Annotated in this window: 17 protein-coding genes; 10 read left to right on the plus strand and 7 right to left on the minus strand. The window is 29.5% G+C overall.

The genetic code is table 11. From position 1 onward, the window contains the following. The first annotated feature begins 28 nt into the window (after nt 1-28). From BW723_RS12710 to BW723_RS12725, 4 genes are all read left to right on the plus strand, one after another. Nucleotides 29-1,579: a helicase HerA-like domain-containing protein gene (locus BW723_RS12710; protein ID WP_068360443.1), complete on the plus strand. Its 1,551-nt coding sequence runs from the start codon at nt 29-31 to the stop codon at nt 1,577-1,579. A 45-nt stretch (nt 1,580-1,624) separates the two neighbouring features. Further along, the gene (locus BW723_RS12715; RefSeq protein ID WP_068360440.1) at nt 1,625-2,182 is read left to right on the plus strand and encodes a hypothetical protein; all 558 of its coding nucleotides are present in this window, start codon (nt 1,625-1,627) and stop codon (nt 2,180-2,182) included. 114 nt (nt 2,183-2,296) lie between these two features. Continuing rightward, nucleotides 2,297-2,665 carry a cupin domain-containing protein gene (locus BW723_RS12720; RefSeq protein ID WP_068360437.1) on the plus strand — a complete coding sequence of 123 codons (369 nt, stop codon included), beginning with the start codon at nt 2,297-2,299 and terminating at the stop codon, nt 2,663-2,665. Between the two features lie 80 nt (nt 2,666-2,745). Continuing rightward, nucleotides 2,746-3,783 carry an AI-2E family transporter gene (locus BW723_RS12725; RefSeq protein ID WP_068360434.1) on the plus strand — a complete coding sequence of 346 codons (1,038 nt, stop codon included), beginning with the start codon at nt 2,746-2,748 and terminating at the stop codon, nt 3,781-3,783. Here BW723_RS12725 and BW723_RS12730 read toward each other — a convergent pair. Together BW723_RS12730 and BW723_RS12735 are read right to left on the minus strand one after the other, a co-directional pair. Next, entirely contained in the window at nt 3,780-6,227 is a 2,448-nt protein-coding gene (locus tag BW723_RS12730) for a TonB-dependent receptor (RefSeq protein WP_068360668.1), read from the minus strand. The genes BW723_RS12725 and BW723_RS12730 overlap by 4 nt on opposite strands. Nucleotides 6,228-6,237: 10 nt before the next feature. Further along, the gene (locus BW723_RS12735; protein WP_068360431.1) at nt 6,238-7,935 is read right to left on the minus strand and encodes a M23 family metallopeptidase; all 1,698 of its coding nucleotides are present in this window, start codon (nt 7,933-7,935) and stop codon (nt 6,238-6,240) included. A 145-nt stretch (nt 7,936-8,080) separates the two neighbouring features. Here BW723_RS12735 and BW723_RS12740 point away from each other — a divergent pair, with 145 nt between their 5' ends. From BW723_RS12740 to BW723_RS12765, 6 genes are all read left to right on the plus strand, one after another. Beyond that, the gene (locus BW723_RS12740; protein WP_068360428.1) at nt 8,081-8,371 is read left to right on the plus strand and encodes a hypothetical protein; all 291 of its coding nucleotides are present in this window, start codon (nt 8,081-8,083) and stop codon (nt 8,369-8,371) included. Nucleotides 8,372-8,384: 13 nt separating this feature from the next. Then, complete coding sequence (locus BW723_RS12745) at nt 8,385-8,678, plus strand: cell division protein ZapA (protein ID WP_068360425.1); 294 nt, start codon at nt 8,385-8,387, stop codon at nt 8,676-8,678. Nucleotides 8,679-8,906: 228 nt separating this feature from the next. Then, entirely contained in the window at nt 8,907-10,475 is a 1,569-nt protein-coding gene (gene rny / locus BW723_RS12750) for a ribonuclease Y (RefSeq protein ID WP_068360423.1), read from the plus strand. A 230-nt stretch (nt 10,476-10,705) separates the two neighbouring features. After that, nucleotides 10,706-13,867, plus strand: coding sequence for a SusC/RagA family TonB-linked outer membrane protein (locus tag BW723_RS12755; protein WP_068360421.1), 3,162 nt, complete (start codon nt 10,706-10,708; stop codon nt 13,865-13,867). A gap of 5 nt (nt 13,868-13,872) precedes the next feature. Then, entirely contained in the window at nt 13,873-15,348 is a 1,476-nt protein-coding gene (locus BW723_RS12760; protein WP_068360418.1) for a SusD/RagB family nutrient-binding outer membrane lipoprotein, read from the plus strand. Between the two features lie 63 nt (nt 15,349-15,411). Beyond that, entirely contained in the window at nt 15,412-16,998 is a 1,587-nt protein-coding gene (locus tag BW723_RS12765; RefSeq protein ID WP_068360416.1) for a purple acid phosphatase family protein, read from the plus strand. A gap of 304 nt (nt 16,999-17,302) precedes the next feature. Here the strand turns inward: BW723_RS12765 and BW723_RS12770 are convergent, their stop codons facing one another. The 5 genes from BW723_RS12770 to BW723_RS12790 form a co-directional block, all read right to left on the minus strand. Next, the gene (locus BW723_RS12770) at nt 17,303-18,724 is read right to left on the minus strand and encodes a purple acid phosphatase family protein (RefSeq protein WP_068360411.1); all 1,422 of its coding nucleotides are present in this window, start codon (nt 18,722-18,724) and stop codon (nt 17,303-17,305) included. A 57-nt stretch (nt 18,725-18,781) separates the two neighbouring features. After that, nucleotides 18,782-20,509 carry a SusD/RagB family nutrient-binding outer membrane lipoprotein gene (locus tag BW723_RS12775; protein ID WP_068360406.1) on the minus strand — a complete coding sequence of 576 codons (1,728 nt, stop codon included), beginning with the start codon at nt 20,507-20,509 and terminating at the stop codon, nt 18,782-18,784. A 19-nt stretch (nt 20,510-20,528) separates the two neighbouring features. After that, a complete protein-coding gene (locus BW723_RS12780) occupies nt 20,529-23,969 on the minus strand; it encodes a SusC/RagA family TonB-linked outer membrane protein (RefSeq protein ID WP_068360403.1) in 3,441 nt (1,146 codons plus the stop codon). A gap of 157 nt (nt 23,970-24,126) precedes the next feature. Beyond that, a complete protein-coding gene (locus tag BW723_RS12785) occupies nt 24,127-25,041 on the minus strand; it encodes a FecR family protein (protein ID WP_068360400.1) in 915 nt (304 codons plus the stop codon). A gap of 92 nt (nt 25,042-25,133) precedes the next feature. After that, nucleotides 25,134-25,643, minus strand: coding sequence for a sigma-70 family RNA polymerase sigma factor (locus tag BW723_RS12790; RefSeq protein WP_162274039.1), 510 nt, complete (start codon nt 25,641-25,643; stop codon nt 25,134-25,136). Nucleotides 25,644-25,716: the final 73 nt, after the last annotated feature.

Raw genomic sequence — 25,716 nt, forward strand, 5'->3', positions numbered from 1 at the left:
TTACTTATTTTTATCGAAATTTTAGATAATGAGTCAAAAAGAGGAATTCTTTGAATATATAAATTCAGGATATAGCACCAAAGGAGATTTTATAGAGTTGGGAGCAGCAATGCTTGGTGAAGAAACTGTAACAAATGCAATTGTAAAAGTTCCTTTAAAAACCTTAAATAGACACGGATTAATTGCAGGTGCTACAGGTACAGGTAAAACAAAAACTTTACAAGTTCTAGCCGAAAATTTATCAGAAAAAGGGATTCCTGTTTTGTTAATGGACATAAAAGGAGATCTTTCTGGTTTGGCTAAAGCAAGTCCTGGACACCCTAAAATTGATGAACGTCATACAAAAATTGGTTTTCCTTTCGAGGCTAAAAAATTTCCTATAGAAGTACTTACAATTTCTGAGCAAGATGGTACTAGATTACGTGCTACAATATCAGAATTTGGGCCTATTTTATTATCAAGAATTTTAGACTTAACAGAAACTCAAAGCGGAATTGTTGCCATCATTTTTAAATATTGTGATGATAATAAGTTACCTCTTTTAGATATTAAAGATTTTAAAAAGGTTTTACAATTCGTAACAAACGAAGGTAAAGAAGAAATTCAGGCAGAATATGGGCGAATTTCTACAGCATCAACTGGTGCAATTTTACGTAAAATTGTAGAAATAGAACAACAAGGTGGCGATTTATTCTTTGGCGAAAAATCTTTTGATGTAGAAGATTTAACCAGAGTAGACGAAGACGGAAAAGGAATTATTTCTGTTTTACGTTTAACAGATATTCAAGATAAACCGAAGCTGTTTTCTACATTTATGTTACAATTATTGGCAGAGGTTTACGAAACTTTTCCAGAGCAAGGAGATTCTGGTAGGCCAGAATTAATCATATTTATAGACGAAGCACATTTGGTTTTTGATGAAGCTTCTAAAGCACTTTTAAATCAAATAGAAAGTATTGTAAAACTAATTCGTTCTAAAGGAATTGGTTTGTATTTCGTTACTCAAAATCCTAAAGATGTGCCAGAAGATATTTTAGCACAATTGGGTTTAAAAGTACAACATGCTTTAAGAGCATTTACTGCAAAAGACAGAAAAGCCATTAAATTAGCTGCTGAGAATTATCCAGATTCTGAGTATTATGACACCAAAGAAGTTTTAACACAATTAGGTATTGGAGAAGCGTTTGTATCCGTTTTAAACGAAAAAGGGATTCCAACACCTTTAGCAAGAACAATGTTGCGTGCACCAATGAGCAGAATGGATATTTTAACTGATAAAGAACTTAAAAACGTAATCAATAATTCTAGACTGTTCTATAAATACAACGAAAATTTAGATAGAGAAAGCGCTTACGAATTATTAAACTCTAAAATAGATAAGATAAATAAAGCAGAAGAAAAGGCTATTAAAGACGCTGCAGATAAAAAGGAAAGAGAAAAATTAGCCAAAGAAAAACAAAAACAATCTAGAGTTTCTACCAGAAGAAGAAGCACAAGACAAGACCCATTAGTAAAAGTATTAACCAGTGCCACATTTATAAGAGCCGTTTTTGGAATTTTAAAAAAAGTAATTAAATAACAAAATCAAAAAACGCACGTTTTATATTTTATAAAAACAAACCAAATGATAAAAAAAAGCATCTTACCATTAGTTATGGTATCACTATTTATAATAAGTTGTAGTAATAATAATAAGTTTAAAATAGAAAAAGGTAAAGTAGGTTTAGTAGACCAAACCACAACTGTTAAAGACTTAAAAGTAATCTTTAAAAACGATTCAATAGTAACCAATTTAAGTGAAGGTGCATTAGGAGATAATTATTTTCAAGACGATGATGAGTATTTAATTTACGAAAAAGGAGGCAAGCATTTATTAACAATTATACCACAAGAACAGTTAGATTCTACATCAACCATAAAAAGTATAGAAATTCACGATGCTCGTTTTAAAACAAATGAAGGCATTAATTTAAACTCTAATTTTTCTGAAATTAACTCAACAAATATTTTAAGACCAGAATCTACTTTACAATCTGTAACTCTATTTGTAGACGAGTTAAATGTAACTATAGCAATAGATAAACAAGAATTAGGTTTAAGAGATTTTAGTACTCAAAAAGTGTCTTTAGAACAAATTCCTGATTTGGCAAAAATGAAATCTTTTGTAGTTTGGTTTAATTAGGGCGTATTTTTTACCTTTTATAAGAAAGGCAAAAAACCGCGCTTTCCATTATATCTTTTTTTCGTACCCTCAAAAAAGGATGCCATTTCAATCGCTTACGCAAAACCAATCTTTATGGATAAAAAATATACCATTCAAAAATCGCCATTTGTTGTACCAACAACAGATGGCAAATTAATTGAAGAACATTTTGGAAATGCAACAGATAAAAACTCTGATGTTAGTATTGCCCATATGATTGCACCACCAAACTGGAAAGAACCTTTTCAAACACCAAAATTTGATGAATATACCTACATCATAAAAGGAAAAAAACAATTTATTATTAATGATGAGGTTGTTGTGTTAGAAGCTGGTCAATCTATCAAAATAGAAAAAAATACACGCGTACAATATTCAAATCCTTTTGATACAGAATGCGAATATTTAGCTGTTTGTTTACCAGCTTTTTCTATTGATTTAGTGAACAGAGAAGAGGAATAAAATTCGATATAAATCGTATTTGAATTAATTTTAATATTGATATTAACAATTTTAAGTCAGAAAATGACTTAAATTGCGGTATGAAAGATAAAGTAATTCCTCCAAAAACCATAAGACAAGTCTTTGTCTTAATGCTCATTGTATTATTTGCGTTCTTAATATTTAGAGAATTAATTCCTTATTTATCGGGAGTTCTAGGAGCCATAACCATTTACGTTATTCTACGAAAGTGGATGACTTATTTGGTAAAGAAAAAAAAATGGAATCCGCATTTTGCAGCCTTATTTTTAATGGCTTTTTCCTTTATTAGTATTCTTTTACCAGTTGCTGGTATTGTGCTAATGTTAGGAGGTAAGGTAGGGGAAGCTGTAGACAATTCAGAAAAAATTGCCAAAGTTGTAAAAACTAAAATGAATTGGTTCGAAGACAATTATGGTTATGATTTAAGTTCTAGAGTTAATACCGAAGAAATTTCTACTTGGATTTCAGAAAATTTAGAAACTTTTGCAGGAGGCACTTTTAATATCTTTATTGCTATTGGCTTAATGTATTTTGTACTTTATTATATGTTAACCAACAGAAATCAATTACGCACTTCTTTGTACGAGTATATTCCCATAAGCGAAAATAATTTAAAAATTATAGGTTCAGAATCTCAAGCAATGGTACGTTCTAATGCTATAGGTATTCCTCTAGTTGCTATTGCTCAGGGTATAATTGCACTTATCGGTTTTTTAATCTTCGGAATTAAAGATCCTTTTTTCTGGTTTATAATTGTAACAGTTGGTTCTATGATTCCTTTTATAGGAACCTTAATAGGTATTTTACCAGTTTTTATTTTAACACTTTCTACAGGTAACAATTTCGCTGCTTGGGGAATTTTAATTTACGGTTTAGTTATTGTAGGTTCTACAGATAATATTATTAGACTTTTTGTTTTGAAGAAATTGGATAATGTCCATCCATTAATTACGTTAATTGGTGTAATAGTTGGTGTGCCTTTATTTGGGTTTATTGGGCTTATTTTCGGACCACTTTTAATCAGTTTATTTTTAATTGTGGTAAGAATTTACAAAAAAGAATTTGGTGCTTTAATAGAATCTAGAAAAATACTTTAAAATTTCATAGACACTTTAAAATTTAAAACTCTACCAGTCATGTAATTAGGAATTCCGTATTGTGTTTTAGAATATACATCTCTAACCCAAGTATTGGTAATTGCATTCTGAATATCGAACATATTAAAAAGTTCTAAACCAGCAGTAAGTTCTTTAAATTTAGACAACAAACCCGTTGTAAACTGTTTATTATTATCAGCAAAAACATAAGAAACTCCTAAATCTGCACGTCTATAATCTCTTAATCTATCTTGAAAATTATAAGGATCTGAATAAGAAGGCGAACCACCCGGAACACCAGAATTATATACTAAATTTAAGTAGGCTTTTAAATCTGGCAAATTAGGTACATAATCTTGAAACAGAATACCGAATTTAATGCGTTGATCAGAAGGTCTTGCAATATTACCTTGATTATTAATGTTTTCTTCAGTTTTTAAATAACCTAAACTCACCCAACTTTCACTTCCTGGAACAAACTCACCATTTAAACGCATATCTAATCCGTATGCATAAGCTGTTGTTGCGTTATCTGCTCTATATCTTATTCTAACATTATCTATAGAATAGGCATTTACATCAGATAAATCTTTGTAATACATTTCTGTGGTTAATTTAAAAGGTCTGTCCCACATTGTAAAACTATAATCCATACCAGTTACAAAATGTATGGATTTTTGAGCTTTTACATCAACATTTAAATCGCCATTAAAATCTCTTAATTCTCTGTAAGAAGGTGGTTGCGCATACATTCCTCCAGAAACTCTAAAAAGCATATCTTTTTCCCAATCAGGTTTTATGGCAAATTGTAATCTAGGACTAATTATTGTTTGATTTTCAGAATCAACCCCATTACCAGTTACAGACCAATTTTGTGCTCTAATTCCTAAATTATAGAATACTTCGTGATCGTTCCAAAACAAACGTTGATTGAATTGTACAAAGCCAGAAAAACGAGAAATAGCAACGTTATTATCTTTTCTGATAGATTGATAAGGAGTAATTTCACCTTCAAAAGGATCGTAAGGTTGATTGTTTCCTGAATGATGTGGAGGTCTAATTGAAAAACCTAAAGAATCTATAACTTCCCATTCTCTAATTCTGTCTTGTATATCTTCCTTTTGATATTTTACACCAAAATCCCATTGTTTGTCATTATTTTTGATTGTTCCTCTAACTTGAAGATTTGTAATTAAAGCATCTAAATCATTACGAGCGTGATTTAGTTGAGAACCAATTCCTTGAGAAAACTCAACTTCACCAAAATTTTCAGATCCAATATTTGAATCTACTTCACCTAAATTATATTGTGCAGCAATATCAAAATGTTCTTCTTCTTGCGTATTGTATCTAGAAGCTGTGGTTTTTAAAGTAAAGTTATCATTCACTTTATAATTCGCAGATAAAGCACTAAATAAAGTTAAATATTTGTCTTGTTCTTGGCCTGAATAAAAAACAACCAATTCTAAAGGATCTGCAACTGTACCAAAACGTGTTCTTCTAGATAAAGGTTGATAATTATAATTGTTTAAAGAAAAATTACCGAGAAAACTTAATTCAAATTTATTAGAAAAATCATACGTTAAATAGGTTTGTACGTCTGTAAATTTAGGTCTAAAATTAGTTTCTATTTGTTTACTGTTTACAAATAAACTGTTGTCTCTATAACGAACTCCAGTAATTGTGCTTAGTTTTTTATCTAAAAACTGACCTTCGAAAGTTACACTTGCACCTAACAAACTAGCATCTATTGTAGTTGCTGTTTCAGTTGGTTTTCTGTAAGTTATATCTAAAACAGAAGATAATTTATCACCGTATTTTGCTTGAAAACCACCTGCAGAAAAATTAATATTCTGCACCATATTTGTGTTGATAAAACTTAAACCTTCTTGCTGGCCAGATCTAATTAAAAAAGGCCTATATACTTCAATACCATTAACATAAACTAAATTTTCATCAAAATTACCACCTCTAACATTGTATTGTGTACTTAATTCATTGTTGTTATTTACACCAGCAAACGTCATTAAAGTATTCTCTACACCAGCATTTGGGCCAATGGTATTTTTAACCGTTTTTATGTCTATAGATTCAATTCCTGACGCTTCTTTTCTGATGTCTTTTACAACTATTTCGTTTAATTTTTCGGTTTTTAAAATTAGAGTAGGTGAGAAACGAATTATATTTCTACTTTTTGCAGTAATTATTTTTGTGATGCTTCTATATGAAACGTGACTGTAAATAATTGTTATTTCCTCATCCAAAGGAATTCTAATAGAATAATTACCATTTTTATCTGTAGATGTACCTGTATTTTTAAATTTTATAGATACATTTTCTACTGGTTCTTTTTTACTGTTTTTAATTGTACCTTTTAAAATAGTCGTTTTTTGAGCAATTAAAAAACTAGGAATAAAGAGTAGAAATAAGAATATTTTTTTCACAAAAATTAGTTTATTGTTTCTTAAAGAACGTTGCAGATAACTCATTCGTATTTCCAACATTGTCTGATACTACAAGTTTAAAGATATGTTTACTTCCCACCAATTTTTTATCACTAAAATTATAGGTTAAAATTCTTTTTTTATGGTTGTATTGCATTAAAATCCATTTACCATCAATTGTGGCTCTCCAATTTTTTATGCCAGAACCAATATCACTAATTTTTACTTTTAATGTTTTAGCACTACTAATCCATTGTTGGTCTTTAAAATAGAGCAATTTAATTTTTGGTTTTATAGAATCTGTAGCTAAAGTGTAGTTTCCTAAAACTTTAGTTGTGGTATAAAAAGTAGTATCTTTTTTTCTAGTATAGTAGTATCTTGGGTATTTAGGATATTCTAAATTGGCAATATAAAGCTGTTGCTTTTCTTTTTCTGAATATTTAGATACGTTAAATGTTAGCGTAAAACTTTTATTTAATGGTACAGTTGGTTTATGAATTTTGGCGATATTATTATCAACCTTAAAATCTAGATACAAATCTTTATAAAAAGTATTTTTAGGAAATGCGATACTAACATCACCTTCACTAAATTTATAAAAGTTTTTAGCTATAATTTTATAAGCGGTTGTGTCTTTTTGAGCAGAAAAGACGGTATTACTTTCTATACCAGAAACAGGAATTTTAATAGCACTTTTATTGCCTGCAAAATCTTTTGCGATAATTTCTATATTATAATTCATTCCTTTTTGGATGTTAATTTTTCCATTATTAATTAACTTTTCATAGGTCGATAATTTATTCGCAGTTTCTTTATGTGTTTTTTGATAACGTCTTTTGTATTTTTTGTAATGCTCGTAATCAATATGTAAGTTTAAGTATTTACTTTCTGCAAAAGAAAAAGTTTCTACATCATGATAATAAAAACGTTTGCCATTTACAAACATTTCTAAACTGTAAATTCCGTTTTTATTAGGTACACCATTAAAACGATCAAAAACGCTAACTCCAAAACTTATGTAACCGCTTGCAGTAATTTTATCAGCAATATAATTTCCATTTCCAAGACTTTTTATAGGGATTTGAAAACTCTTTTTTTGTTGATTAATTCTAGCATCAGTACTTAAAGTATACCCTTTTAAAGACTGAAAAGCAGGTGTTCTAGTATCTTGAACTTTTATACCAAATAACAAAGGATTTATTATGTTTTCTGATGCAGTATTTCTAATTTCAAAATGCAAATGTGGTCCACCAGAACCACCAGTATCACCAGAATAAGCGAGAAGATCTCCTTTCTGTAGTGGGAATTTATCCTCTTTTAAAAAAAGATTTCCAGTATTATAATCTTCCTTTTTGTATTGAACGCTTTTAACATAAGCTTCAATTTCATCATTAAATTTACTTAAATGACCGTATACGGTTGTAAATCCATTTGGGTGCGTAACATAAATCGCTTTACCATAACCAAATTGCTGCACTTTAATTCTAGATACATAACCATCTGCAGCTGCAAAAACTTTTAAACCTTCTTTACCTTGAGTTTTAATGTCTAAACCTGCGTGAAAATGGTTGCTTCGTAATTCACCAAAAGAACCAGATAGAAAAACAGGAACATCTAAAGGGTTTCTAAAGTAATCTGTTGGATATTTCTCTTGAGAAAATGTAAAAAAATGGAATGCTAAAAGAGTAAATAATATAAGCTGTTTCAAAAGGCAAAATTTTAGGTAAAAATAATAAAAAACATTCTTTTGGTAATTTGTTTAGCTTCAATGTATTAGTAAAAAAGTAATAAAATGTTGTAAAATTTAAAACAGAATGTTAACTTTGTAAGAATAGTTTATTCTAATAAATGAAATGAGTAATACATTAGAAGCAATTGAGTTACTAGAAAAAACGTTGAAAAACTTACTTTCTAAGTACGAGTTTTTAAAACAAGAAAATGAAATATTGCTTCAAAATAATACACAATTACAACATCAGTTAATAGAATTAAAGCAAGATTATACTAATCAAACCAAAGAATTCGATTTGCTTAAAATTGCAAAAACTATTGAGGGCAGTAGTACAAATACAAAAGATACAAAACTGAAAATAAATTCGTTGATTAGAGAAATTGATAAATGTATAATTCAGTTACAAGAATAAAGTTCTTTTTATTGTGAGTAATAAATTAAAGATTAATGTTGTAATTGCTGGTAGAACCTACCCTTTAAGTGTAAATAACACCAAAGAAGAAGAAGGTATGCGTAAAGCCGCTAATGCAATTAACAAGTTAATTTCTATGTACGAGCAAAATTATGCAGTAAGTGATAAACAAGATGTTTTAGCAATGTCTGCATTACAATTTGCATCAAAATTAGAAATATTATCTTTACAAAAGTCAGATAATAAAAAGGAAGAAATACAAAAGCTAAATGAACTTACCAATTTGGTAAAAACGCATTTAGAATAAGTTCATTAAAATACATTAACAACACACTGCCTACGTTAGTAATTGTTTATTAAACTCAACACTATTCTATTATGAAGGATGAGTCTTAACTACTATAGCATGCCATAGTTACTGAATTTATTTCAGTTTCAAGTTGGATCCTTGAACAGTTAGTTAGTCCTATAAATGTCATTTTGGAGTTTAAAAACCTAGCTAATGTAGGCTTTTTTTATATATAAATTTTAAATTATGGATGGAATGGTACTACCCACTATTATGGGAGTTTTAGTAGGGATAGCAATAGGTTTTATGATTTTTAAAGCCTTAGAAAAATCAAGAGGTAAGAAAATTCTTGATGGTACAAGAAAAGAAGCAGCAACAATATTAAAAGAAGCAAAAATTGATGCAGAATCAGTAAAGAAAGATAAAATATTACAAGCAAAAGAAAAATTTATTGAACTAAAAGCTGAGCACGAAAAAGTAATCTTATCAAGAGAAAAGAAGATTTCTGATGTTGAGAAAAGAATTAGAGATAGAGAGTCTAAAGTAGCTTCTGAACTTGATAAAAATAAACGATTAAACCAATCTTTAGAAAGTAAAGAAAAAGATTATAATTTTAAATTAGATTTCTTAGAAAAGAAAGAAGATGATTTAGAAAAAATGCATAAACGCCATGTAGATATGTTAGAGCAAATCTCTGGTTTATCGGCAGAAGAAGCTAAAAAAGAATTGGTTGCCTCTTTAAAAGATGAAGCCAAAACAGAAGCAATGGCTTTTGTACAAACTTCTATAGAAGAAGCTAAATTAACTGCAGAACAAGAAGCAAGAAAAGTTGTTTTAGGTACTATACAAAGAGTAGGTGTAGAGCAAGCTGTAGAAAATTGTGTATCTGTTTTTAACTTAGAATCAGATGATGTAAAAGGTAGAATTATTGGTAGAGAAGGGCGTAATATTAGAGCTTTAGAATCTGCAACTGGTGTAGAAATTATTGTTGATGATACTCCAGAAGCTATTATTTTATCTTGTTTTGATCCTGTTCGTAGAGAAATTGCACGTTTAGCAATGCACAAATTAGTAACAGATGGTAGAATACACCCAGCAAGAATTGAAGAAGTTGTAAAGAAAACTGAGAAACAAATTAATCAAGAAATTATTGAGGTTGGTAAAAGAACAGTGATTGATTTAGGTATTCACGGTTTACATCCAGAGCTTATTAAAGCTGTTGGTAGAATGAAATATCGTTCTTCTTATGGGCAAAATTTATTACAACACTCACGAGAAGTTGCAAATCTTTGTGGAATTATGGCATCTGAAATGGGTATTAATGCTAAGTTAGCTAAAAGAGCAGGTTTATTGCATGATATTGGTAAAGTGCCAGAAGCAGAAAGCGAATTACCTCACGCATTATTAGGTATGCAATGGGCTGAGAAATTTGGCGAAAAAGATGAAGTTTGTAATGCTATTGGAGCTCACCATGATGAAATTGAAATGAAGAGTTTATTATCGCCAATTGTACAAGTTTGTGATGCAATTTCAGGAGCAAGACCAGGTGCAAGACGTCAAGTTTTAGACTCGTACATACAACGTTTAAAAGATTTAGAAGCAATTGCTTTTGGTTTTAATGGCGTTCAAAAGGCATATGCAATTCAGGCTGGTCGTGAGTTAAGAGTTATGGTAGAAAGTACAAAAGTAAATGATACTAAAGCTTCTGAATTATCTTTTAGTATTTCTCAAAAAATACAGAATGATATGACCTATCCAGGTCAAGTTAAAGTTACTGTAATTAGAGAAACTAGAGCTGTAAATGTAGCGAAATAAGTTTTTACTTACATAATAAATTAAAAAACCTTGAGTATATACTCAAGGTTTTTTTCTGCCTTTTTGTTTTAAGTTTATGTTATTTTAAAAATAAATAAACGTTTTTTAGGTAACATTAAATTAAGACCTTTTTAAGGTTTTATAATCAATTCGCTAACTTTTAAAAAACATCATACTCATTTATAATATTTTGTTTTGTAGTCATTATTCAACCATAATCAAACTACAAAATGAAACACAAGTTTTTAGGTAAATTTTTAATTTTAATTTCTTTTTTTCTCAGCACAATTGCTTTTTCGCAAAAAGTTATTTCTGGAAAAGTTATAGATGAAACAGGAACACCTTTACCAGGTGCATCAATTAATATTATTGGTGAAAACAAATGGACCACATCAGACTTTGATGGTAATTTTACAATAGAGTATAAAGATGATAATAGTAAAATTAAAATTGTATTCTTAGGTTATTTAGACCAAGAAATTATCATTGGTAATAGAAACAATATTACTATTACAATGCAATCTGATGTAAATACGTTAAGCGAAGTTATAGTTACTGCATTAGGTATTAAAAGATCTCAAAAAAAGGTGGGTTACGCTACTCAAAAAGTAGAAGCAGAAACTATTAAAGAAATATCAGCACCAAATGCTGCTAATTTAATTACTGGTAAAGTAGCAGGTTTAACAGTAAGTAATCCTACAGGTTTATTTCAAGCACCTTCATTTTCTTTAAGAGGTAAAACGCCTTTAATTGTTGTAGATGGTATCCCTGTAAGCACAGATTTTTATGATATTTCTCCTGATGATATTATTGATATAACTGTTTTAAAAGGTACATCTGCTTCTGCGTTATATGGTTATCGCGGAGGAAATGGAGCAATTCAGATTACGACTTCTAAAGGTAAAAAATCAGACGGATTAGAAATTACAGTTTCTCAAAATACAATGGTAAGTGCTGGTTTTACTGTTTTTCCAGAAACGCAAACAGAATATGGAAATGGTTCTAATGGACAATATGAATTTTGGGACGGACAAGATGGTGGTATTTCTGATGGAGATATGATTTGGGGACCAAAATTTGAGCCAGGTGTAAAAATTGCGCAATGGAATAGCCCTATTTTAGATAATACAACTGGTGAAGTTACGCCTTGGTGGGGAGATGTAAGTGGAACAAAATATGATGATAAATCTCGTTATTCTAGAGTACCAATTGAATGGAAATATCATAATAACTTAAAAGATTTTTTAAGGACAGGCGTTATAAGTACTACAAACTTTTCGGTTACCAATTCTACAGAAAAAGGATCTTATCGATTATCTGGAAATTACAAATCTCATACAGGTAGAGTACCTAACACAAACTTAAAAACTGCTGGTTTAACTTTTAACTCATCAACTAAATTATCAGATAAATTAACTTTAGATTCTAAGTTTGCGTTTAATAAAGTTTACTCACCAAACTATCCAAGACATGGTTACGGACCAAAAAACCATATGTATACTATTTTAATCTGGATGGGAGATGATGTAAACGGACAAGAATTAAACGAACATAGATATATTCCTGGTCAAGAAGGATATAGACAAGCTAACTTTAATTATGCTTGGTACAATAATGTGTATTTTGCAGCACACGAATTAAATCAGAAATATGATTCTAATGTTTTAAATGGTCAATTAAAATTAAATTATAAGGTAACTGATGATTTAAATATTCAAGCAACGGGTTCTGCTGTTTTAAAAGATAGATTTGAAGACAGAGAAAGTCCTAAATCTTATTTAAACTACGGAGATCCAAGAGATGGAGATTACAAAACTTGGAACACCAATTATTTAGATGTAGATTACAATATTCTTGCTACTTACAACAAAGAAATTTCTGAACAATTTTCGTTTAGTGCTAATGTTGGGGCATCATCAGAATATCATAAATATCAACAAGAATACAATGCAACAGATGGTATTATTGTTCCAGAATTGTATAGTTTAAACAATACAAAGGGTAACATTAAAGGGAGTACCAATTTTTCTGAAAGGTCTGTAAATAGTATCTACGGAATGTTAGAACTAGATTTTGATAATAAATTATTTTTAACACTTACGGGTAGAACTGATAAACACTCTACATTACCAACAGATAATAATTCTTTATTTTATCCATCAGTATCTTTAAGTACAATGGTTTCTGAATGGTTTACTTTGCCAGAAGCTATCAATTATTTAAAAGTTTTTGGTTCTTGGGCACAGGTAAAAAGATCTTTAAGTGCGTATCAAATAAATTCTTATTATGATAATGCGGGTACTTTTGATGGTAGCCCAGAATTATCATATTCTGGTAGTTTGGTAAATCCTGATATAGAAGGCTCGTTAACTACAAATGTTGAATTAGGTTTAAGCGCAGGATTTTTAAATAATAGAATAGGTTTAGATTTTGCTTACTACAATGCAATTGATGAAAATTCTATAATTAACTTACCAATTTCTTTAGGTTCTGGGTTTTCATCAAAAATAGAAAATGCTCACGAATTTACAACAAATGGTTATGAAGTTTCTGTTAGAGCAACACCTATAAAAAATACAGAATTTAGATGGGATGTTTTAACCAACTGGTCTAAAAAAGTACAGCGTTTAACAAGATTAGATGAAGGTGCAGAACAATACAATAATTTAAGATTAAATGATAGAACTGATGCTTATTACGCAACAGTTTGGGAAAAATCTGCAGATGGCGATTTAATTTTAGATGCCAATACAGGTATGCCAACTAAAAATCCTTATAAACAAAATATTGGTAACAAAAATCCGGATTGGAGATTTGGAATCGAGAATACCTTTAAATACAAAGATTTTTCATTAAAAATTGGTATTGATGGTGTTTGGGGAGGTTTAATGAGATCTTTAACCGTAGAGAAAATGTGGTGGGGAGGTAAACATCCAAATTCTACATTGTATAGAGATGCAGAATATGCAAACGGAATTGGAACTGTATATGTACCAACAGGAGTAAATGTTACTGGCGGAACTGTACAAAGAGATTTAAATGGAAATGTAACTTCAGATACAAGAACTTATGCAACACATACATCTGCAGTAAGTTGGCAAGCTTGGTCTCAAAACTACCCTTATAGAGCGCAAGTAACTCAAGAAGAAAGCGAAACTTTTGCAAATGTTTTTGATAGATCTTATTTAAAATTAAGAACAGTTACTTTGGGTTACGATTTAACAGATGTTTTAAAACTTAAGGGTTTTAAACAAATTAATGCAAGTTTAAATGGTTACAACTTATTTATTTTGAAAAAAGCAGACATCATTGATCCTGATTTTGGGAATGATGACAATTTACAAGATCCTTCTACAAGATATTTAGGTTTAGGTTTAACTTTAAAATTTTAATAAAAATGAACAATTTTAAAACAATACTATTCTTTGTAATGGTTGTTATTTTTTCTTCTTGCGAAGATTTAGACATCAATAACAATCCAAATAAAGTAAGCGAAACGCACCCAAGTTTATTATTAACTAACATTACAACATCTGCTTTTCAAGTAAAAGGTACAGGAGCAATGTATGCTTCTAGAATGATAGTACAAACAGATGGAGAAAGTACTTCTCAATTTTACAAATGGGATAGAGCAGGTTTTGGCGATTATAATAGCTTAAGACAAGTTACTAAAATGATAGAAGAAGCAGAAAGAGTAGAAGACGATGCTTACATTGGTATTGGTTATTTTTTTAAAGCTTATTATTTTTATAACCTTACCTTAACTTTTGGCGATGTTCCTTATGCAGAGGCTTTAAAAGGAGAAACTGAAGATTTGTATCAACCTAAATATAGTACACAAGAAGAAGTCTTTACAGGAATTTTAACTGAGTTAGAAACCGCAAACTCTTTGTTAGATGGTTCTAATATTATTTCTGGAGATCCAATTTTTAATGGTGATACTAATAAATGGAAAAAACTAATCAACTCTTTTCGATTAAAAGTTTTATTATCGCTTTCTAAAAAAGCAGGAAGCTCTTCATTAAATATTAAAAATGAATTTGCTTCGATTTACAGCTCTCAATCTATCATTTCTTCATCAGAAGAAAGTGCAAAATTAGAGTTTGTAGATGTTGTAGATTCTAGATATACCGAATTTAATTCTAGTGGTTATGGTTCTGGTTTATATATGGCATCTACATTTGTAGATTTATTAAAAGAAAGAGAAGATGCTAGATTGTTTGCAATTTCTGGTCAAACTAAAAATGCAAAAGAAGCGGGTTTAGCTATTAGTGATTTTAATGCTTACGCAGGCGGAGATCCTATTGCTGCTTATAATGATGTTAATTTATTAGCTGCAGAAGGTAAAGTATCTAAAGTAAATGATAGATATACAAAAGATCCAACTGCAGAGGCTCATAATCTTTTAAGTTATTCTGAAGTGCAATTTATTTTAGCAGAAGCTGCTCTAAAAGGATGGATTTCTGGTGATGCACAAACTTTTTATGAAAACGGAATTAAAGCTAATTATCAATTTTATAATACTTACGCTAAAGGTTTAGAAGAATATTATACAGAAGCAGCGGCTTTAAAATATATATCTGGTGCTAAAGTTAACCTTACAAATGCAACAACAGTTTCAGATAAGTTAGAATTTATCATCACTCAAAAGTATTTTACTTCATTTTTACAAGGGGGTTGGAACATGTATTTTGATCACCTAAGAACAGGTTATCCAGATTTTCCTTATTTAGGTTCAGATACTCCTCCTACAAGATGGATTTATCCTTTAGATGAATATAATAACAATTCAGAAAATGTTACAGAGGCAATTTCTAGACAATTTGGTGCTGCTAACGATGGTATTAGAGAATTAACTTGGTGGTTAAAATAATAGTAAAATATCAATCTATAAGACCGTAATTTTATTGCGGTCTTATTTTAATTTAATAAAAAGATGAAAAAAAATAGAGTTTTAAGTATTTCCTTTTTATTTCTAGTTCAGTTTTTAATAGCTCAAAAAATAGAAATAAAACCTTATTTACAAGATGCAGAGTCCAATTCTATCAAAATTATGTGGCAAACCGATTTTGGTGAAGAATCTATTGTTTATTGGGGTTTAAGTAAAACTAAATTAAGCAACAAAGCTATTGGCAAAGCTTCAGATATCAATTTTACAGATAAAAGAATACACGAAGTAGCGATTACAGGTTTAACAAGGTTTACTACCTATTTTTATAAAGTACAAACGGGTAAAGCTGTATCCAAAATTTATCAATTTAAAACGCCACCTTTTGCAGGTCATTCTAAAAAAATAAATTTAGTGGCAATGAGTGATATGCAATACGACTCTCAATATCCTACTAAATTTACAGAAATTGTAGAAGAAGGGGTGTTAACTTATTTTAATGAAAATTATAAAGGCGATATTTCAGACAATTTAGCAATGGTTGTAATTCCTGGAGATTTGGTAGTTACTGGTTCTGTGTTTAGTCAATGGCAAGAACATTTCTTTAAACAATCAGAAAAATTATTTTCTAATGTGCCAGTTTATCCGGTTTTAGGAAACCATGAAAGAAATTCAGATTTCTATTTTAAATACTTTAGTCTTCCTAAAAACGGAAGTCCGGAATATGCAGAACATTGGTGGTTTAAAGATTATGCAAATACCAGAATTATTGGTTTAGACTCTAATAACGGTTATAGAGATATTAAAGAACAATTAAAATGGTTAAAAGAATTGTTAGATAAAACTGCAAAAAATGATGATATCGATTTTGTATTTGCACAATTACATCATCCTCATAAATCAGAATTATGGATACCGGGCGAAGAAGATTTTTCGGGTAAAGTTGTAAAGTTATTAGAAGCATTTAGCAAGGCATCTAATAAACCAAGTTTGCATTTTTTTGGTCATACACACGGCTATTCTAGAGGGCAATCTAAAGAACACAAACACCTTTGGGTAAATGTGGCTTCTGCTGGTGGTGCTATTGATAATTGGGGAGAATTTGAAGGCAGAGATTATGATGAATTTACAGTAACACAAGACGAATATGGTTTTGTTTTAGCAACTATAGATACAGATAAAGAGAATCCTTCTTTTACTTTAAAAAGAATAAGTAGAGGAAATAATATTAAATCTAGAAACAACGAATTAAGAGATAGCATAACTGTTTTTAAGAAAACGATTCAACCAAATGCACCTGTATTAGTTGATTTTAAGAATGCGAATAATCCTATTCATAAAATGTTAATGAAAGCAAATACTTTTAAAAGTGATAAAAAAGATGCTTTTCACGCAGCTACTAATTGGCAAGTGGCTACAAACAAAGATTTTTCTAAAATAATTTACAATTCTTGGAAACAACACGAAAACTGGTACTACAAAGAAAACAGACAAAAAGACGATGATTTAACTGATGAGTTTATCGATAGAAAATTAAGTAACGAAACTACCTATTATGTAAGAGTTCGTTATAGAGATCAATTTTTAAATTGGAGCGATTGGTCTGCTGTAAAATCTTTTAAAACTGATAAATAGTTTATTGCGTAAAGGGTTTTAAAGAATATTTAAAAATCAATTTTAATGGAAAGATGAGGCTGTCTAAAAAGATAGCCTCATTTTTAAGTTTACACACTTTATGAGATACTGATGTGAAAAATTGTACAGTTTAAAATTGTACTACTTCTTTTTAAATTCATAATTTTAAATTAATAGCACATTATAAATTAAGCCATTAAAAAAATCGTCTATAAATTGTTTTTTAGACGACCTCGAACTTTTTTTTCTTTGCTCTAAAACTAAATTTTTTAAAATAAAAGTATAATCTAGAGGAACTAATTTTTTATTTTTTTACAAAATCTTTTTTTAACCTCATCTGTACTTCAGATTTGTTATTAGTTAATGTTTTCTTTCCATTTTTATTTTTCATCAAACTAAAACTATCATAAACCTCTCCTTTAGTAGTATAAGAATTGTATTCAATTCTATCATTTTCTACAGTAATAATTTGAAAAAGCTGCACATATTCTCCTCTTTTTACCATCCAATCTTGATTCTGAGATTCGTACATTTTTGGGCCACTTACTGATACTGCATATACAGTTCCTGCGTCTTGTACAATTGTTCTCCCTAAACCTTCATTAGATGCGTAACCTCTGGCATAAGTATGATCATGACCTTGTAAGACTAAATCTACATTGTATTTATCAATTAGAGGCTTTAAGTTTTCTCTTAATGCTTGGTTATCTCTTCCTTTTGCTGTAGAAAAAATTGGATAATGCATAGTAATAGTTACCCATTTTTTAGTGTTGTTAACCAAAACTGAATCTAACCATTTTGTTTGAGCTTCTCTAGAGTGTTTACTATTATTAAAACTTTGTGCATCTATAGAAATTACTTTCATATTTTGATAATCTAATGCATAACATGTTTCTTTAAGTTCATCTAAAGGACCATTTTCTGGCAATGTAAATTGTGGTCTCCATAAAGCTGATAATTTTGTTCTATGAACACTTTTATCATATTCATGATTTCCAGGAGTCATAATACTCGGTACAGTTGCATGTATAAAACTACCCGCATAAAACCATTCTCCCCATTCTCTATCAGATTCACTATGATTAATTAAATCTCCAGCATGTAGCATAAAATCAACCTCTGGCATCATTTTATATGACTTTCGAATTACTCTAGACCACATTGATTTTACATCATTTTGAGCATCGCCAAAATAAATAAAACTAAAAGATTCATTTTCATTGGTAGACGGAGTACTTATTTGAAACCATTCACTCCAAGTATCTCTATTTTTGCTACCATCTCCAACTCTATAAACATAATCAGTTCCTGGTTTAAGATTGTTTATTATTGCTGAGTGATAAGCAGCATTTACAGAAGGTTCTTTATCTCTTGTGTTTTCTACAGTAATCAATTCTGTTTTAGCAGTAAATTGTTTTTTTTTCTCATCTAATAGAAAATCAGGACCATGAGTTTCTTCTGCTACTTCTACAAAAGCAGTTTCAATTTGTTGGCTTGTTCTCCAATTAACCGCAAAACTATGTTTAGCATCTTCGGTTAAACTAACAATAATTCTATCTGGAGCTTTAGATGGATAAATTAACTTATGAGCATCAACATCAGACTTATAGGATTTATGCGAATGAGTAAGATGATGCTCATTATCATGATGGTGAGATTCTTTTTCTTTTGTTTTACATGCCGTTAAGACAATTAACCCTAAAAGAACAAATACTGTTTTTTTCATTTCTTTTGATTTTTAAATACAAAGCAGAAGTTTTAAACTTCTGCTTTGTAAAAATTATTATTGTAAAAGCCACATATTGGCCCATTGATCATTTACAGCTGGTTGTAAATTATTAATAGCGTTTAGCATATTTTCTTCATTGTAAGCATCAGTATAAATAAACCTTATTGGAGTTCGTTGTCCTTTAGTTCCAGAAATAATGTTACTATTTAATTCTGGATAGCCAGTTCTGCTAAAATCAAACCAAGACTCTGTTGTTAACCATAAAGCTATCCATTTTTGATGAATAATTGGTTCTAATTTATCTGAAGCAGCATCGAAAATTTCTTTTGCATTTTTAATATAATCAGCTTGATTAAAGGCAATTAAAGCATTATTTTCTTCGTCATAAACAGATTCACTATCTCCATCGTTAATTTGATACTGATTAAAAGACAATTCAATTCCTTCTTTGTAATACGTATAAGCATTACCACTAATATAACCTCTATAACTTGCTTCTGCTAATAAAAATTGTACTTCTGCAGCAGTCATTAAAATAGATTTTACCAATTCATGATTATTTTCTGAATACATGTCTGTTAGGTAAGAAGCATGCGGATTTGCAGCAGCGTTTAAGTAAATACTATTATCTAAATTTCCTATTTCTGTAATAACATCACTAAGTGTACCTCCCAAATTAAAATCGTTTGGAGCGCTTAAAGCAATAGGCAGCCCAACAAATAAACTTGTATTGATATCATTCTCTAGATTATCATCACTATTAATAGCATCTATATCAAAATCTACATAACGTTTTACTCTATTATTTTCTACCACAACTTGGTTTGTTGTTCCTTGTGCTAACTGAACATCAACTGGTTTTACCCATTTAGTTAAACGAGGATCTTTTAGAGCAATTAAATCGTTTACAATGGTAGAAGATGGTTTTCTACGGTAAAACTCAGATCTATTACTCCAGTTTAAAGCGCCACCTGGCCAACTATTTACATTATCTGTACCAATATAAGAAATAACAGCATTGTCACTATTATCTTGTAAAACAGGAAACTCACTTGTATTGTTTACTATTGAAGCAATTTCTGATGATACATTAATATCTGAATCACTTTTTTCTGACAAACGAATGTAAAATCTAAGACGTAGTGAATTTGCTAATCTTCTCCATTTTTGACCATCTCCATTATACATTATATCACTATTTACAGCTTCTGTAATTATACCTGTATTTTTTAAAAGTGTATTTGCTTCTTTTAAATCATTAAGAATTCCTATAAAAACTTCTTTTTGAGTATCATAAATTGGTTTTAAAAATTCATCACCTCCATTTTCAGCTAATAAAGCTTTATGGTAAGGAACATCGCCAAAAGCAGATGTTATAAACCCATATTGATAAGATTTTATAATTAAAGCTACAGCTTGATAATAGTTTTTGACCTCATCTGTTTTTTCATTTTCTGCTCTCTCAAAAATATACTGGCTATCTTTTAAAGGTTCATAATAATTAGAGAAATCGATGGTTCCCCATTGATAGTTATTTTCTTCATAACTTGTAAAATCTCTTTGTAAATATTGTGTTGCTGCAGATAAATGTCCCCATTCATAAGACATTTTAGTGGCAATTTGAGCAGATTTTGATAGGACACCCGTAAGCACAAATTTAATATCTACCTCTGTATCTGGAAGTGTATTTGGACTTGTATTGATTTCATCAAAAGACTCACTACATGATGTTGCAATAAGCATAATCATTAATAGCAATATGGTTATTTTATTATTTTTCATTTTGTTTCGTATTTATTAATTAAAAACTAACGTTAAGTCTAAAACCCATTGGTATTGTCCATGGAGTAAGATTCCATTTATCAAAACCTTGATTTCCTTCGTCATAAGCGGTCTCTGGATCGATACCAATTTTAGCTTTTGTCCATAACATTATATTCTTTGCATATAAAGAAATAGAGATGTTTTGAGCAGATATATATTTTGCTACTTTATCAGAGAAATCGTAAGTAAGGGTAATATCTCTTAATTTTACAAAAGAAGCATCATACATAAATGTTTCTCCTGTTCTCCAAAAACTACCACTAGATTCAACTACTCTATAAGCATCAAAAAATTGAGTTCCTTCACCTCCAAAATTCTCTGTATAAGTTCCATCTCCGTTATCTATAACACCAGGAAAGAAAGCACCATTGTAATTTCCGTTGTAAGCAAAACCACCTAAATCTTGATTTCTACCACCAACCCAAACATTATTATTTCTATAAATAGGATTCGATTTAATTTCATTTGCAAGTGCAGCTCTATCTCCGTTAAAAGAATTTGCATTTAAAACACCAGTAAATGTACTTGTACTTATACCATTTTTCCAGCTTTCTATTTTACCAGAACGAGCCATTCTTTTCATAGATTCAGAGAAAAAATCTCCACCTTGTCTCCAATCTAAACTAGCAGTTAATGTGAAATTTTTATAAGTAATAGAAGTATTAAAACCTACAGCAAAATCGTTATTAGAGTTACCTATCTTTTTTTGATTTTCTTTAGTTCTATCAACATCCCATCTACCGTTAGCGTCTAGTAAATTCCATCCTTTGTATTCTCCTTCTTCTACTTTTCTAACATAAGGTGCATATAAATCTCCAATAACACCACCAACTCTTGTAAAAGACCCCATATCCGTTCCTCCTCCAAAATTAACTCTATCAATTCCATCTACTAAAGCAACTAACTTACTTTCTTGTTTGGTAAAATTAAAGTTCATATTCCACTCTAAATCTTCTGTTCTAATTGGTATTATATTTAAACCTAATTCAATACCATAATTCTCTACATTACCAGCATTAATTGTAGAACTTGTATAACCCGTTAAAGGAGATACAGCCACATTTAATATTTGATTTTTATTCTGAGTTTTATAATATGTAGCATCAAAACCTAAACGACCATGAAACAATTTAATATCGGTACCAAATTCATAAGAAGTAGCAATTTCTGGTTTTAGGTTAGTATTTGGCATACTACTAGGTAATGAGTATGTAAAATCGTCTCCCCAATATCCTTGAGATAAAGTTGGGTTAATTAAATAAGGAGAAGTATCTTTACCTACTTGCGCCCAACTAGATCTTACTTTAAATAGAGACACCCATTTTGGCATTTCTACAAATTGAGATACTAAAACACTTGTAGACACAGAAGGATAGAAATAAGATCTATTTTCTTTTGGTAAGGTACTAGACCAATCGTTACGAGCAGTAACATCAAGAAAAACATAATCTTTATACCCAAAAGATACCATTCCGTAAGCACTGTAAACTGATTTTCTATAGCTAGCACTATCATATAATAATCCGCCTCTGGCTACATTAGATACCGTATAAAGACCAGGTAAAACCAAATTGTCTCCACCAGAACTAATTGAAGTACTTCGGCTATTTAATATATTACCACCAATAGATGGGTCTATTCTAAAATCGCCTAATTGTTTCTTATAAGAAAAAAGTACATCAATGTTAGTTTCTCTAGAACTATTTTCGCTAATATTATAAGATCCAAAAGGTTTACTAGTACCAAAACCATCGTAAGACCAAGGTCTTATAATTTCGGTTCTATTACTATTACTACTGTTAGATACTCTAGCCATAGCATTAAAATCCTCATTAATTTTCCAATCTAATTTAATGTTTCCAAACCCTCTTATTTTATCAAACTTGTTTACCCTTTCGTTAGCAAAAAACCATGGATTGTTATAACCTTCTGTAATTTTACGTTGTTCTGTGTTTTTTACAACCCAATAATCTTTTAAATCATTGATATTGATATGTGGTGCAATGTTATAAATATCAAAATATTGGTCGTCACCACCAATAGAATTAATAGGATAATTATCTGAATTAGGGTTAGAAATATTGATGTTTGTAGATACAGTTACTTTGTCAGTAATTTTAAAGCTAGTTGTTAAATTTGCTCCAATTTTTTTCAATTCTGTACCAGGAGTAAAACCTTTTCCACTTAATTGAGAAATAGATAAACGGAAACTTCCTTTATCATAAGCTCCAGATATACTTACATCATTAATAGTAGTAACTCCTGTTTTAAAATAATCTTTTAAACTATTATCATAAAATTCTAAAGGCACTTCTTCGCCATTACTATTCCATTGTACAGCAGTAGTTCCTTTTTCTGCCCCATACCAATGCTGCCAAGTAGCTTCATTAAAAATACCTTTTTGCCCATTAGTAAATTGATTTTGTAACTCTATATATTTATATGGAGCGTTAAAAGTTGTAGTGGTATTAAAATTAACTCCAATTCCTTTTTTAGTATTATTACCAGATTTAGTTGTAATTAAAATAACTCCGTTACCTGCTCTAGAACCATAAAGTGCGGCTGCACTTGCTCCTTTTAAAACAGATATATTTTCTACATCCATTGCGCTTATATCTCCCATAACATTGGTATCTCCTATAGGAGATCCGTCAATAACTACCAAAGGCTGGTCATTACCTGTTAAAGAAGTTTTACCTCTAATGTAAACGTACGTTTCGTTATTTAAATCATTTCCTCCTCGACGAATGTCTAAACCTGAAATTTTACTAGACAAAGCACCTAAAACATTTTCTTGAGGAACAAGGTTAATTTTTTTATCATCTATTTCTCCTACAGCATAACCTAAGGCTTTCTTTTCTCTTTTCATACCCAAGGCTGTAACTACAATCTCATTTAGATCTGCAACATTTTCTTTTAATACAATGTTAAATTCTTTTTGATTGTTAACTTGAATCTCTTCATTTTTATATCCAATATAAGAGATTACTAAAACAGCATTTGGGTTTGCTACTGTTATAGAAAATTGACCTTCAAAATTAGATGTTGTTCCGTTATTTGTGCCTTTTTCCATAACTGAAGTACCTGGTAACGGATTTCCGTTTTCATCATAAACAGTACCTTTTACAGTATGTTGAAAGTTACTCTTATTCAGTTTTTTTATTAAGACACTTTTATCATTAATTTGGTATTTAAAGAAACCTTTTTTAGATAAATCATTTAATAAATTAGACAATGTTGTTTCTTTATAATCAACTGAAAACTTAGCTGAATCTTCTATAATTTTCTGTCCATAAGAAAAATTAATGTTGTATTCATTTTTAATTTTTGAAAAAATAGTTGTTAGTTTAGCATTTTCTAATTTAATGCTTACTTTTAACTCCAATATATTTTTTTGATTATTTCCAAAACTTGTCATTGGAACTAATCCTAGTATAAAAAGGAGTAAAATTAACTTAGATAAGTAATTTTTAAAATTCATTTTAATATTTAATAAGTGTTGTTTTTATTACAGATTCGATACTTTTTACCTGAGGAGTCTGTGCCAGCAGACTCTTCTTTTTTTTGTTTTTTGTTTATTTAATTTCTATCATATTATTTTCTTTAAGAGTTAGTTGTAAATCAGTTATATAATTAATCTTATTTATTATACTTTTAATGTCTTCGCCTTTCTTTATGGTAATAGACATTTTAATTTTTTTAAAGTCTGTATTGGTAAATACCATTTTGGTTTTGTAATTATATTCTAAAAAATCTGCAATATCATTCATAGATACATTCTCTAAATTGTAGATTTTTTTAAACCAAGTAGTAAAAAACAGATGCGATTTGTTATTGGTGGTAAAAGCTTTAGAGGCTATTTTATAATTTGTTTGTTGGTTAGGCTTTAATAAAACTGCATTATGAGTATCAGAAACTTCTACTAAACCAGTAGCTACAGTAACACTAACTATAGAATCGTTATTTAAAACATTAAAACTAGTACCTAATACTTTTGTTTTTATATTTTGTGTTTTAACTATAAACGGTTTTTTTTTGTTTCTTGTTATTTTAAAAAAAGCTTCACCATTAAGCTCTAAATGCCTAGTATTGTTATAGGTATTTATATAACTAAAAGAGCTATTTTTATTTAATATTACTTTACTTCCATCTTCTAAAAACACTGTTTTTATTTGATTTGATGTGTTTGCAAAAGTTACTATCTCTGAATTGTTATTTTGGTTGAAGAAAAAAACACTTACAAGACCTAGAAGTAAAGTTACAGAAGCAGCAATAGCAAACCTTACATAGTTATTTGGTTTTATTTGTTTTTTAACCCCTTTAAAGATTTCATTTTTAACTTCTTTTTTTTCCTTATCATTTAAAAAAAGTTCTTTTTTAGTTTCGCGTATAGCTTTCTCTTCTAAAGAAATTAATAATGCTTCTTCTTCTTTGGTTATTGTGCCTTTTAAAAATTTATCTAAAAGGTTTTTAAATTCTTTTTCAGTCATTGTAGAGTATCTATTATTAAATACCCAAAAATGTAGTGCACACGTAAAAAAATATTTATTTTTTTACAATTAAATTAAAATAACAAATAAATTTAATAGTTTATTTCGCTTTTAATACTTCTAATAGCAAGAGAAATTTGAGTTTCTACTGTTCTTTTAGAAATTCCTAATTTTTGCGAAATTTCTAGGTTATTAAGTAAGGTAAACCTACTTAATGTAAAAACCTGCTTACGTTTTTTAGGTAAGTTATTAATAGCTTTTTCAATTAAAGTTTCTGTTTCTTTTAATTGCAATTCTTCTAAAACTCCATTTGTATGAGGAGCTTTTAAAGAATCTATGAAATCGATATTTATTTTTTTAAACTTATCATCTCTAAGTTCTTTGTAAACTCTAAAACGAGTTGCTTTAATAAGGTAAGCTTCTATATTACTATTTTCTATTTCTAATCTTCTAACCCAAAAATCTACAAAAACTTCTTGAACAAGATCTTTAGATAAATCTTTATTCTTTAATAAAGAAAAAGCTAAAGTATACATACGATGCCATAACCTATCATAAAGTACAGCAAAAGCAGCCTCGTCTGCGCTTTTTATTTTGTACATTAATTCTTTGTAAAAATTATTACTATCAGCTTGTTGTTGCATGAAACAAAGCAAATCAAAATTACAAGAAACT

It is taken from the genome of Polaribacter reichenbachii (assembly GCF_001975665.1).
Taxonomy (GTDB): Bacteria; Bacteroidota; Bacteroidia; order Flavobacteriales; family Flavobacteriaceae; genus Polaribacter; species Polaribacter reichenbachii.